We start from the raw sequence: 13,908 nt of genomic DNA, 5'->3' as shown, positions 1-13,908 counted from the left end.
AGCTCGAAAATCATTTTAAAGCCTTTGATTTGACTTTCTTTTACCTTAATAACGGATTCGTTTAACGCCAGCATACTTTTTGAAACACCACCCAAAATTCAATTGATTAAAACGCCAGATGATATTGCAGGTCTCAAAATCGTGGTCGGTTCTGGTACTAATCAGGAACGACTGCTGTTGAACTGGATTGAAAATAATCGACAAAAAGGGCTGAACCCAGCGCAGCCCATTTATTTGGAAGATGGTGCCGCTGCAAATTTGGCGTTGCAGTACCTCATTCCCAATGTGATAGGGGTATGGCAACAAGCCAATGGTGCCAATATTAAAGCCGTTGGCGGATTAGATGGGACATGGTCAGTCGCTGTTGCCGTCAAAAAAGGCACAGGTCTGGTGAATGCTATTCAAACATCTATAAATGGTGTCATTGCGAATGGCAAATATAGCCAAGCGCTATCACGTTGGAATTTACAAAATGAAGGAATTCCACAATCAGTGATTAACCCACTGATTCAGGATAAATAAGAGGTCGTTATGCAAGAAAAATTTATCCAAATACCCGTTGATGTGCCCGAAGCACAGCCTTTACTGGATCAGTTATTTGCTGAATATGAAGAAATTTATGGTGATTTTTTTGCACGCCAAGATACTCACGTTATTGATGAACGCAAAAAAGCCACACATCGGGAACGCTATGAAGGCGCGGAAGACTTTTTACCGCCGCATGGATTATTCGTGGTGCTTAAACGTGATGATGAAGTCATTGCAATGGGTGCGTATAAACGCTATGACGCAGAAACCGCAGAGCTGAAACGGATTTGGTCACATCGGAATTTACGTAAACAAGGACTGGCTGCAAAAATAGTCAAAGAACTAGAACGAAGTGCACTTGCTGCGGGGTATCGAAAAATATTTCTCACCACGGGGTTTAAACAAATTCCAGCCGTGAAATTGTATTTGAGTCTAGGCTATGAACCACAGTTTGAACTCACTCCAGATTTTAATTTTGATCGCTATATTGGCGCACCCTTACATGGTGGGCTTCCTTTTAGAAAGACGTTATTGCAAAAGGAGGTCGCATGAGTTTAGAGCACTATAAAATCGTTCCAGCACGTCATCCACTGCGTTACATTGGCGTCGCATTTTCGATATTAATTATTGCAGTGGTCGCGGAATCGATTTTTTCTAATCAAAACTGGGGCTGGTCTGTTTTTAGACAGTGGTTCTTTGATCCTGCCATTCTTCAGGGTTTGATGATGACGCTGAAACTGACCTTTTGGTCAATCGTGTTTAGTTTAATTTTGGGCACCATTGTGGCCATGATGAGGCTGTCTTCATCTTGGTTAATTCGCTCATTGGCATGGGTCTATATCTGGATGTTCAGATCACTACCACTGTTGTTGGTGTTGATTATTCTCTATAACTTTTCTTATTTATATGAATATATCAATGTCGGGGTGCCTTTTACCGACACGGTCTTTGCCCAGTTTAAAACCATCAATGCACTAGATCAGTTTTCAACAGCTTTGGTGGGTTTGGTGATTGTACAAAGTGCCTATACCGCGGAAGTCATCCGAGGCGGAATTTTGTCTGTGGATCATGGTCAATTTGAAGCAGCGGCTGCATTGGGTCTGTCATGGTGGCGACGTACGACGCGGATTATTTTACCGCAATCGATTCGCAGCATTATCCCCGCGATTATCAATGAATGTGTCGGTTTATCTAAAGGCACATCAATTGTGTATGTTTTGGCAATGCCTGAACTCTTTTACACCGTACAAATGATCTATAACCGCAACCAAGAAGTGATTCCGCTGTTGATGGTTGCCGCCGTTTGGTACGTAATCGTCACCAGTGTATTTTCCATCGTGCAATGGTATATCGAAAAAATATTGGCGAAAGGTGAACGTAAATCAGCCATTAATAGCTTTGCTTTTTTCAAGAAAGCGCAGCCACACACAACTCAGCCGCGTATAGGAGCCAGCTATGATAATTAATCAATCAGCATCGCCTACAAATGGTCATATTCAAGTGAGCCATGTATTTAAAAACTATGCGGGACATGCGGCGTTACAGGATATCAGCCTGGATATTCCGGCGGGATCCGTGACGGTAATTATTGGTCCATCTGGGTCGGGTAAATCAACTTTACTACGTACGATAAATCATTTAGAGCGTGTAGATGCAGGATTTATTCAAATTGATGATGAGTTTATCGGCTATCATAAAAAAGGCGATAAACTTTATGAATTAAAAGAACGAGACATTTTAAAACAACGTAAATCTGTGGGTTATGTTTTTCAGAACTTTAATTTATTTCCACATTTAAATGTTTTGCAAAATATTATTGAAGCACCCTTAGCACATAAAAAATTGAGTAAAGATCAAGCGATTTTAAAAGCCAATCAATTATTGGGTTTAGTGGGGCTAAGAGATAAGGTTGAAGCATGGCCCAAACAGCTTTCTGGTGGTCAGCAGCAGCGCGTTGCGATTGCCAGAGCTTTAGCCTTAGATCCTAAAGTGATTTTATTTGATGAACCGACCTCCGCTTTAGACCCTGAGTTGGTAGGGGAAGTCTTAAATGTAATCAAAATCTTGGCGAAATTAGGTAAAACCATGGTGATTGTAACGCATGAAATTGCTTTTGCACGAGAAGTTGCCGATCATGTTGTGTTTATGGATCAAGGGCGAATTGTTGAACAAGGAACCGTTCAAAAAGTTCTGGAACATCCTAAAGAAGAGCGTACTCAAAACTTTTTATCTCGAGTTTTATAAATTTGAGTCTTATTTTTTAATGATATCTATTTTAGTTTCATATATTAAAATCGTTGGTGAATGATAAAACTAACGATTTTTTTATAAGTTTAATTTTGTTGATAAGGTATGATTAAATCCATATAAATAGAATAAATTTCATCGTTTATAATCATTTTAAATTTATTTTTAATAGTGATTAAAATGAGCAGATTAATTTATTTGGATTATGCAGCAACAACACCTATACTTCCTGAAATTTCTCAAGCAATGATTCGATGTTTGTCTGTAGAAGGTGATTTTGGAAACCCAGCCTCACAATCGCATCATTATGGTTGGGATGCTGCAAAACATATCACCACGTCTAGACAGCATGTTGCCAATTTAATCCACGCCAATCCGCAAGAAATTATTTGGACTTCAGGTGCGACAGAATCGAATAACCTCGCGATCAAAGGCACTTTAGATATCTATAAGCATAAAAATAAACACATCATTACCAGTAAAATAGAGCATAAAGCTGTGCTAGATACCTGTACCGAGTTAGAAAGTCTCGGTTTTCAGGTCACTTACTTACAACCTGAGTTGGGTACAGGTGTGATTCACCCAGAACAGGTAGAACAGGCCATTCAATCCAATACGGTTTTAATTTCGCTGATGATGGTTAATAACGAAATTGGGACGTTAACCGATGTTCAAGCGATTGGTCATATTGCACATCAGCATCAAATTTTATTTCATGTCGATGCCGCCCAAGCCGCTGGAAAGACACAGATTGATGTTCAGGCGATGCAGATTGATTTACTCAGTTTATCTGCCCACAAAATCTATGGACCCAAAGGCATTGGTGCGCTCTATGTTCGTCAAGACATTCAAAAACAGATCAAGACACAAATTCATGGCGGTGGACATGAACAGGGTTTACGTTCGGGAACTTTAGCCACACATCAAATCGTTGGAATGGGCGAAGCTTGCAGATTGGCTAAATTAGTCTTACTGGAAGAACAACAGCGGATCCAACATCTAAGGAATAAGCTATTGCAAGGTTTACAGGCTTTGACACCCGTGAACTTAAATGGCCATGCTACACAGCATGTCGCAAATTATTTAAATATGAGTTTTTTAGGCGAACGAGCCAATTCTATTATTGCCGCGATTAAACAGGTTGCCGCAGTTTCAAGTGGCTCGGCTTGTAATTCGCATCATCCCGCGCCGTCGCATGTATTAAGTGCTTTAGGACTGAGTGAAAATTTAGTGTCAAATACGGTACGTCTTAGTTTTGGAAGATATACCACGCAAGATCATATAGAAATATTGTTGAAGCATTTAGCAATGGTTTTAAAGGAAAAAAAGAAAACAACACAGTTATCTTTTATCTAGCCCTTAAAGCTATGATTTATTTAGACTAAAAAACTAGAGTCTATTAATAAAATTTTCTCTAGTTTTTTAACTGATAAAGATGATACGCAAATTTCGTGTAAGTGATGTGTGTTCAGTAAAATACAAATTAGTTTTAGTTTAATTCAGTGCTTAGATGTGTGGGTATCTAAAATAAAAAAAAGTGTGTGTAAAATCAAAATAGTGATTTTGTGGTTTTGGGAGTGGGTTGTACTCAGTGTATAAAATATTGTGTTTTTAAATACAGTATATATGAATTATTGTGATTTTGTTCTCATAAAAAGCCATAAAAAAAATGTGCATTTTCATTCTTAATGTTACATAAAAAAACAATTTTATTTTTAATGTGTATAATTTTAAAAATAGATATCTTTCGATTTGTTAAAAATATTAATTATTGTTATCTATTTGTTTTTTATATAAAAAATAATTTTTAAAACATTGGTTTAACATGTGGATTTTAAAAGGTTTAATAAGATTTTTTAAAAAATCTTAATTTTTTTTGGACATTTAAGTTCATATTTTTAACTCATGACCCTAGAAAAATATCCTGAATCTCAGCAGTAAACGTGGGATAAAGAAATGAAAGCTTGAATATTAATGATAATCATTATTAAATTCAATTACAAATCGCAACATTTAGCGTGAGCTGTTTTTTGTTTTCATCCGTCTTATTAATAGATATGCGTGATTTGGGATAGGAAGTTTCAATTTTTTAAATACTTAATTTGATCAAATTTTAAAAATTGTAAGGATCTTCCGATTTTGAACAGTATGTGTTGGGCGAGAATTTTTTGTAATGAATAGGAAATGTAATGAGTGAGCCATTGAACAATAACAACCCAACAAAACATTTTCTTTATCGTCGAACACTTTGGATTGGATTCATCATTGTCATTTTATTGTTAGGTATGGGAGGACTGTATTGGAAAAAGGCCATGTCGCAGCCTAGCGAAGAATATAGTCAATGGGATAAACCTGTGCCTGTACGTGTTGTGCCAGTACAGCGACAAGACTTACAGGTGGAAATTAAAGCCATCGGTACAGTTGTTCCGACCCATACAGTGAATGTGCAAACTCAGGTCTCAGGCGTTCTCAAGCAGATTTATTTTAAAGAAGGTCAGACTGTTCAAAAAGGACAACTTCTTGCTCAAGTTGACCCTGCGCCATTTCAGGTAGCTCTGGCACAAGCAGAGGGGACACAACAGCAAAACTTAGCGCAACTCCGAAATGCAGAAACGGAGTTAGCACGTTATCAACTGCTGTTTAAGCAAGATTCAATCGCTAAACAACAAGTTGAGCAACAGCTCGCTTTAGTCAATCAGTTGAAAGGGCAAATACAGGCCAATCGTGCACAGGTAGATGCAGCCAAATTACAATTGTCTTATACCAAAATTTATTCACCGATTAATGGTCGAGTTGGTTTTCAGCAGAAAGATGCGGGTAATTTAATTCAAGCCAATGACACGACAGGTTTGGTCAGCATCACCCAAGTTCATCCTATTTATGTACAGTTTTCAGTTGCTGAACATGATTTGGCTCATTTGCGTAACAACATGAAACAGGGACATCAAATACCAGTCAAGGCATGGGATAAAGCAGAACAAAAGCAACTTGCGGTTGGACATGTACAGGCTTTGGATAACCAGATTGATGCCAATACAGGCACATTAAAGATCAAGGCTATTTTTGATAATCGTGATGATGTTTTATTTCCCAATCAGTTTGTCAATGTTCGTTTAAATGCGCATACCGTTCAAGATGCCATCAGTATTCCAAGTGACGCCGTGCAACATGGGGCCAAAGGCACCTATGTGTATATCGTCAATCCGCAGAAAAAAGCAGAAATTCGTATACTTACCCTTGGCTTAAGTTCCAATGGACAGATTCAAGTTTTAACAGGCTTAAACGGTACGGAGCAGGTGGTTTTAGAAGGGATTGACCGACTTGCAGAAGGCAAAGAAGTTAAAATTGTCTCGGATCAATCTCAAGCGATGGCAACATCAAAACCTGCTGTTGGATAAGACATGAATATTTCAAAATTCTTTATTGTCCGTCCAGTTGCAACTACGTTGTTGATGCTGGCATTGCTGTTTAGTGGATTATTGGTTTGGCGGCTTTTGCCAGTGTCGGCTTTACCACAGGTCGACTACCCCATTATTCAGGTCTATACCTTTCAGCCTGGGGCAAACCCCGACACGGTACAACGGACTATCACCGCACCGCTTGAACGGGAAATGGGCAAAATTGCGGGCTTAAAGCAAATGTCTTCGCAAAGTTCTGTCGGAGCATCTGTCATTACCTTACAGTTTGAGTTAAGTGCTGAACTAGGTGTAGTGGAGCAAGAAGTACAATCTGCACTAAGTACTGCCAGCAGTAAATTGCCAAGTGATTTGCCAACGCCACCTGTATATCGAAAGGTCAATCCAGCCGATGTGCCTGTCATTACATTAGCGATTAGTTCAGAGACTTTACCCCTCACTACGGTTTATGACATGGTGGATACTCGGGTGGCACAAAAGCTGTCTCAACTCACGGGTGTGGGTATGGTGAGCCTTGCTGGTGGGCAACGACCAGCGATACGGGTGCAGATGAATCCTGCTGCGCTTGCCGCTTATAAAATGAGTGCCGAAGATGTCCGCACCGCAATCAATGCTGCCAATGCCAGTCAACCCAAAGGCAGTTTTGATGGGCCATATCGTAGCACCATGCTGGATGCCAATGATCAAATTCGTTCAATTGGCGACTATGAAAGCCTCATTTTACGCTGGAATAACGGTGCTCCGATTCGATTAAAAGATGTGGCACAGGTGATTGAAGGTAGTGAAGACCGCTACATGGCGGCATGGGCAGACAGTCCAGCCGCCATTTTGGTGAATGTACAGCGTCAACCGAATGCCAACGTGATTCAAGTGGCCGATCAGATTAAGCAGCTGTTGCCTGAGCTGCAAAAGAACCTGCCTGAAAACGTTAAAATTCGAGTACTGACCGACCGTACCGAGAGTATTCGTAGTTCAATCCACGATGTGCAAAAGGAATTGGTCTTTGCGGTTTGTTTAGTCGTAATGGTGACTTTTCTCTTTTTAAGAAATTTATCTGCCACCATCATTCCGAGTATTGCCGTTCCACTGTCAATCATTGGTACCTTTGTACTGATGTATTTTTTAGGTTTTTCAGTCAATAACCTGACCTTAATGGCGCTGACCATTGCCACAGGCTTTGTGGTGGATGATGCGATTGTGATGTTGGAAAATATTGTACGACATCGTGAAGCTGGTGAAAGCTTGATGCAAGCGGCACTCAAAGGGTCGAAGGAAATAGGTTTTACGCTCATTTCTTTAACGATTTCTCTGATTGCTGTTCTCATTCCACTGTTGTTTATGGGCGATGTAGTAGGTCGATTATTCCATGAGTTTGCAGTGACTTTAGCGGCTGCAATTGCAATTTCTCTAGTGGTCTCTTTAACCTTAACGCCGATGATGTGTGCTTATTTACTCAAAGGCAAAGCGTCATTAAAAGAAGCAGAGCATCAAACTTCAGCCAATAGATGGAGTCTGGATGGCATCATTCAGCAGTATGGAAAAGCTTTGCAATGGGTATTTCAGCATCAAACCCTGACACTGGCCGTTATGCTGAGTACAGTGTTACTCGCAGGTTTTTTGTATTGGATGATTCCGAAAGGCTTCTTCCCTGTGCAGGACAGTGGCGTTATCCAAGTAGTGACCGAAGCGCCAGACGATATTTCATTTCAAGCCATGAGTGAGCGTCAGCAAGCACTAGCGGCTGAAATTGTAAAAGATCCCGCTGTTGAAAGCCTGTCTTCGTTTATTGGTATTGATGCCAATAACCCGAAACTTAGTAATGGCCGAATTCTTATTAACTTAAAGTCACATGCTGAACGAGAGGGTGCAGATCAAGTGATGGCACGTCTGCGTATAGAGTTGGGCCATGTTCAGGGTATTCGTGCTTGGATGCAACCTGTGCAGGAGTTAAGTATTGAAGATAAAATTAGTCGAACTCAATATCAGCTCAGTTTGACAGCAGCAAAAAACACAGATTTAGCGCTATGGACACCTGTCTTGCTAGATGCTTTACGCCAACAACCTGAGTTTGCAGAAGTGAGCAGTGAAAATGCTGGGCAAGGTTTACAGGCGTATATTGATGTCAATCGAGATGCAGCAGCGAGATTCGGCTTAACAGTAGAAGACATTAGTTTGGCTTTGCAAAATCTATTTGCACAGCGGCAAATTGCGACTCTATATACCCAGTCAAATCAGTACCGCATTGTCTTAGAACTTGCGCCAGAATTAACTCAAGGGATACAAGCTTTAGAGCAAACCTATATCCATAATGCCAGCGGAGAACCGATTTTACTCAGTTCTGTGGCAAGCATTGTGCAAAAACGTGTCCCGATTATTTTACAGCAGCAAGCTCAATTTCCTGCCAACGGTATCTCTTTCAACCTTGCGACAGGCGTGGCCTTGGGAGATGCCATCCAAGCCATTCAACGTGTAGAACAGCAGCTTAATTTACCTGCTGAAGTTAAACTTCAGCTACAAGGGGCTGCTGCTGCATTTGAAAACTCGCAACAGCATACCTTTTGGTTGGTGATCGCCGCGATTGTGACCATGTATATCGTGCTTGGGATGTTGTATGAGAGCTTTATTCATCCCATCACTATTCTTTCAACCTTACCATCTGCGGCAATCGGGGCTTTATTGGCGCTGTTTATGGTCGGTCGACCACTCGATATGATTGCTTTAATCGGCATTATTTTATTGATCGGTTTGGTGAAGAAAAACGGCATCATGATGGTGGACTTTGCCTTGGCAGTACAGCGCCAAGAGGGTCTTTCATCTCAGCAAGCGATTTATCAGGCGGCGTTGATGCGATTCCGCCCCATTTTAATGACGACACTGGCGGCATTGGTTGGTGCTATTCCACTCATGTTGGCATCTGGTTCAGGGGCTGAATTACGCCAGCCTCTAGGAATTGTCATGGTTGGTGGTTTGATTTTAAGTCAGGTACTGACGCTATTTACCACACCTGTGGTCTATTTGTTTTTTGATCGTTTACAGCATGCTTTTCAAAAGCCGAAGTTACCTTTAGTTGAACTTGATGAAACAAGGAGAGAGTTTTGAAATTGCTCTCTGCTTTGGTTCATCGTCCTGTTACTAGTGTGTTACTGGGCATCGCAATTGTGTTGCTTGGTGTATTGGCGTATTTCCGCTTACCCGTGGCGTCCTTACCTCAGGCAGATATTCCGACCATCGTGGTGCGAGCCAGTTTACCTGGGGCAAGTCCTGAAAGTATGTCGGCGACGGTTGCAACACCTTTAGAACGGGCCATGATGGGCGTTTCTGGGGTAAAAGCAATTAACTCTTCCAGTAGTCAAAATGCAACGCAAGTGACTTTGCACTTTGACTTAGAGACCGATATCAATGAGGCGGCACGAGAAGTACAGGCGGCCATTAATGTTGCAATGTCACAGCTTCCATCAGGAATGCCTAGCCCACCTGAATATTTCAAGGTTAATCCAAGCCAAAGCCCAATTTTTTATTTGGCATTGAGTTCAGCGCATTTATCTGCGGGTAAATTATATGAAATTGCCAGCAATCAACTTCAGCCCAATTTTGCGCAGATAAGTGGAGTTGGTGAGGTTGAAATTGATGGTGCGTCTATGCCTGCGGTGCGGATCACCTTAAATCCGAATGCACTCATTGCACAGGGCGTTTCATTGGAACAAGTCCGTACTGCAATTGAAAAAAGTAATACAGTACAAGCATTGGGCGTGGTTGAAACCGATCAACTTCGTTGGCAAGTTGCACTGTCGAATGATTTAAAACAAGCGCAAGATTTTTCAAACTTAGTGATTCATCGTAATGCTCAAGCCATCGTGCGTTTAAAAGATGTGGCTGAGGTGCAAGATTCTGTTGAAAACCGCTATGTCAGTGGTTTTCATAATGGTCATCCTGCGGTGATTATCAAAATTAGCCGTCAACCCAATGCCAATACCGTGGAGACCATTGATCAAATCAAAGAAAAACTGCCTGAATTAAGATCACTGATTCCTGCAGATGCGCAATTGACTACGGTGATGGATGGTTCTGAAATCATTCGCGCAGGTTTAGCGGAAGCCCGAGATACGCTGTTGTTTTCTATGCTGTTAGTCATCATTGTCGTTGCTTTGATGTTAGGGCGTATGCAAAGTGCTCTTGTGCCGAGTATTGCCATGTTGGTGACTTTGGTGGGTGCTTGTAGTTTGGTGTATTTGGCAGGTTTTTCGCTCAATAACCTCTCTATTATGGCGGTGATTGTCGCTATAGGATTGGTGGTGGATGATGCGATTGTGGTGCTGGAAAATATTGAGCGTCATATTGAGCAGGGAGACTCTCCTGTACAGGCTGCCATTAAAGGGATTCAGGAGGTGGGGCTGACTTTAGTGGCCATGAATTTGGCTTTGGTGGTGATTTTCATTTCAGTGCTGTTTATGGGCGGTGTGATTGAGCGGCTTTTCCGCGAGTTTTCACTGACCTTAGTTTTTATTGTGGTGTTATCCATTTTTGTTTCCTTGATCCTAACACCAAGCTTATCTGCACGCTGTTTAAAACCGCTAGAGAGCGACCAACAACAGCCTTTATATCAATTTAGCCATCGTTGCATGCAGCAGTTCAATCATGCTTATTTAACATCTTTAAAATGGATGCTAGCACATGGCTATGTTGTGATTTTATTTTGGCTAGGTGCGATTGGGGCTTCATTCTATGTTTATCAGCACCTCCCTAAACGGGTATTGCCTGAGCAGGATACAGGACGGGTTGAGGCTTTCATTCGTGGTGATGACGGGTTTTCCTTTCAAATTATGCAGCCCAAAATTGCAGCCTTTAGTCAAAGCTTACTGAGTGACCCTGCTGTAAAAGATGTGGTTGGAACTTCAGGGGGAGCAGGTGGAACCACCAATTCTTTTTTCATGGTGAGTTTAAAACCCAAAGCAGAGCGTGAGGGGAAAAGCTCGCATGCCATTGTCGAGCGTATCAAACAAAATGCGCCGTGGCAGGCTGGGGCAATTTTCTCAGCACGTGTGGAACAAGAATTAGAACTGGATGATCCTTTTTCAAGAGGCAGTGGTCAAGACTATATGCTGTTACTACAGTCAGACGAGGTTGCACAGCTACGCCAATGGGTGCCAAAAGTTGCACAGGCCATGCAAAAACTGCCTGAACTTGAGGAAGTGGAAACTATGGGGGATGAAGGTGCGCAGCATGTCACCCTAGATGTAGACCGTGAAGCGGCACGCCGTTTGGGCGTGAATATTGAAAGCATTTCAAGTGTACTGAACAACTCATTTTCACAGCGCCAGATTTCAACCATTTATGATCAGACCCAACAGTTTCATGTGGTCATGGAAGTAGATAGGCACTTCACGGAACATCCTGAATCCTTAGCCAATGTACAAGTTCCTAATAAAGATGGACAAGCTGTGCCGCTGCGTAACTTTGCGACATGGTCTTATGGAATTACCAATGATCGAGTGTATAGACGTAATCAATATGCCGCGATGGGTATTGGCTATGTGGTGAAACAGGGCTATAGCTATGAACAGGCCGACGCCGCGATCCGATCTGTTTTAACTGAAGTGATGTTGCCAAACAACGTTTTTATGACCACGGATAAAGATGTAGAAGCAGAAAGTTTACAAGCGGGCTTAAGTACACCGTTACTGATTCTTGCGGTGATTTTGTTGATTTATATCGTGCTTGGGGTGACCTATGAAAGTGTGGTTCATCCGTTAACGATTTTATCGACCATACCCGCTGTGGCTTTGGGCGCACTGCTGACCTTATGAATATTTAACTTTGAGTTTACCCTGATTGCATTGTTGGGCATGTTTTTACTTATTGGTATTGTGGTGAAAAATGCCATTTTATTGATTGATTTTACTTTATATGAACGGCGGGTAGGAAAGTCGGCATATCAAGCTGTAATGTCTGCGGCGGCTCTGCGTTTTCGCCCGATTTTAATGACCAATACCGCAGCATTATTGGGTGCAATTCCGCTGGCTTGTAGTTGGGGTGAGGGGGCTGAGTTACGTCAGCCTTTGGGTGTGGTCATTGTGGGTGGCTTAGCGCTTGGGCAGCTCTTAACTTTGTACACAACGCCTGTTTTGTATTTGCTCTTTGAAAAATGGGCTGAATCTTGTTCGAGATTTAAACGTAAATTTGTGCTGCAAAGCTTAGGCAAATAGATAAAGAAATAGGAAAATAGAATGTCAGATTTGGTTTATAAAAATGTCTTAAGCCTAAGCTGTGTGTTGTTGTTGACTGCATGTAGTTCTACGGCGGTCGTACGTCCTCCCGAATATAAAACACCGCTGATTCACGTGGATGAGCAATACAAATATGCTGAGCTTAATTGGACAGAAACAGCAGGCTTAAAAGGAGCGGCAGTCGCATGGTGGAATATTTATCAAGACCCCGTTTTAAGCCAACTGCTGCAACAGTTAAATGCAGAAAACTTAAATTTGAAACAGGCCGAGGCACGTTATAGACAAGCCAATGCTTTACTTGAACAGCAAAAAGCCAGTCGTTCTGTCAGTCTAAGCTTAGAAGGTGCTGCCAAGCGTAATGGCGCAAAGTATACATCTCCAAACAGTCAGTTTAGCACAGGGGTTCAGGCCAGCTGGATTCCTGATGTTTGGGGACGTGTGGCGAAAGCGATAGAGGGACAACAGGCAAATTTAGAAGCGGTGCAGGCGGACTTAGCCGCAGTGAAACTGAATCAACAGTTATTGGCGACCGAGGCCTATTGGAACATTCGTGTTTTGGATGCGCAACTGGATGTATTGCAGCAAACCCAAAAAAGTTACCTACGTTCAGTGCAAATTTTAAAAAACCAATATACAGCAGGGATGATTGCGCGGGCAGATGTGATACAGGCAGAAACACAGTTGAAACAAGTGCAAATACAGCAAATCGAAACGCAGCGTGAACGCAATTTACAGGAAAATGTGCTGGCGGTCTTGCAGGGTAAAAGTGTGGTTCAGTTTCAACTGGTGAAACGTCAGCAAGGTTTGAGTATTCCTACTGTACCTGCACAGTTACCCAGTCGCTTACTCATGCAACGTCCCGATGTGATTCGTGCAGAGCGGGAGCTTGCGAGTACACATGCACAGTTGGGTTTAGCACAAACGGCTTGGTTGCCAGATATGAGTATTGGTCTTAATGCGAGTTTAAATAGCCAAGTGTTAGGTCAGCTGTTGCAAGCCCCTGCGTATTTATGGTCTACGGGACTAGAAGCGGCTTCGGTTATTTTTGATGGTGGAAAACGCCAAGCTGAAATTGCTCAAGCCCAGGCAAGCTATGACGAAAAATTAGCAGCCTATAAGCAAGCTGTACTTACGGGCTGGAAGGAAGTTGATGATGCTTTAATGCAAACTTCAAGTTTGAAACAACAACAACTTGAACAAGCTCAGTTATTACAACTAACCAAAGAAAATGAACAAGTGGTGATGCGACGTTATAACGCAGGTTTAGTCAGTTATTTGGAAGTGGTCACGGCGCAGAATTTAAGGCTGCAAGCTGAACAGAGCACATTAGAGTTGCAACAAATCCAATTAAAAAATACAGCGCAATTAATGACTGCTTTGGGTGGAAATATTTCCTAGACACTTGCTTTCTTTTCAAGTGGTGATTGACCAAACCATTAAGCCTTACATCTTGGGCATCAGATCTAAGACTTATGCTATTTATTTGAAAGTAA

At 41.8% G+C, this 13,908-nt stretch carries 8 protein-coding genes and 1 pseudogene; all 9 read left to right on the top strand.

What is annotated here, in order from left to right; all coding sequences use genetic code 11:
• The first annotated feature begins 102 nt into the window (after positions 1–102).
• The 9 genes and pseudogenes from AXW61_RS13690 (at position 103) to AXW61_RS13650 (ending at position 13,813) form a co-directional block, all read left to right on the top strand.
• Positions 103–522 (top strand): hypothetical protein, encoded by a 420-nt coding sequence (locus AXW61_RS13690; RefSeq protein WP_062034741.1) that lies wholly within the window; start codon positions 103–105, stop codon positions 520–522.
• Positions 523–531: 9 nt separating this feature from the next.
• On the top strand, positions 532–1,080 hold the full coding sequence (locus tag AXW61_RS13685; RefSeq protein WP_062034740.1) for a GNAT family N-acetyltransferase: 549 nt from the start codon (positions 532–534) through the stop codon (positions 1,078–1,080).
• Positions 1,077–1,994, top strand: a complete 918-nt coding sequence (locus AXW61_RS13680) for an amino acid ABC transporter permease (RefSeq protein WP_062034739.1) — start codon at positions 1,077–1,079, stop codon at positions 1,992–1,994. Before AXW61_RS13685 ends, AXW61_RS13680 begins: the two co-directional genes overlap by 4 nt.
• Complete coding sequence (locus AXW61_RS13675) at positions 1,984–2,772, top strand: amino acid ABC transporter ATP-binding protein (RefSeq protein ID WP_062034738.1); 789 nt, start codon at positions 1,984–1,986, stop codon at positions 2,770–2,772. The genes AXW61_RS13680 and AXW61_RS13675 overlap by 11 nt, the downstream gene beginning before the upstream one ends.
• Before the next feature lie 183 nt (positions 2,773–2,955).
• On the top strand, positions 2,956–4,131 hold the full coding sequence (locus AXW61_RS13670; protein WP_062034737.1) for an aminotransferase class V-fold PLP-dependent enzyme: 1,176 nt from the start codon (positions 2,956–2,958) through the stop codon (positions 4,129–4,131).
• A gap of 833 nt (positions 4,132–4,964) precedes the next feature.
• On the top strand, positions 4,965–6,173 hold the full coding sequence (locus AXW61_RS13665) for an efflux RND transporter periplasmic adaptor subunit (RefSeq protein WP_062034736.1): 1,209 nt from the start codon (positions 4,965–4,967) through the stop codon (positions 6,171–6,173).
• Between the two features lie 3 nt (positions 6,174–6,176).
• Positions 6,177–9,290, top strand: coding sequence for a multidrug efflux RND transporter permease subunit (locus AXW61_RS13660; protein ID WP_062034735.1), 3,114 nt, complete (start codon positions 6,177–6,179; stop codon positions 9,288–9,290).
• Positions 9,287–12,394, top strand: a pseudogene (locus tag AXW61_RS13655) (efflux RND transporter permease subunit). Before AXW61_RS13660 ends, AXW61_RS13655 begins: the two are co-directional and overlap by 4 nt.
• Positions 12,395–12,415: 21 nt before the next feature.
• Entirely contained in the window at positions 12,416–13,813 is a 1,398-nt protein-coding gene (locus AXW61_RS13650) for an efflux transporter outer membrane subunit (protein ID WP_062034734.1), read from the top strand.
• Positions 13,814–13,908 lie beyond the last annotated feature (95 nt).

It is taken from the genome of Acinetobacter sp. BMW17 (assembly GCF_001592855.1).
In the GTDB taxonomy this organism is placed as follows: Bacteria; Pseudomonadota; Gammaproteobacteria; order Pseudomonadales; family Moraxellaceae; genus Acinetobacter; species Acinetobacter johnsonii.
Note: the sequence above shows the minus strand (reverse complement) of the source record. Positions and strands in the feature narration are given on the sequence as shown.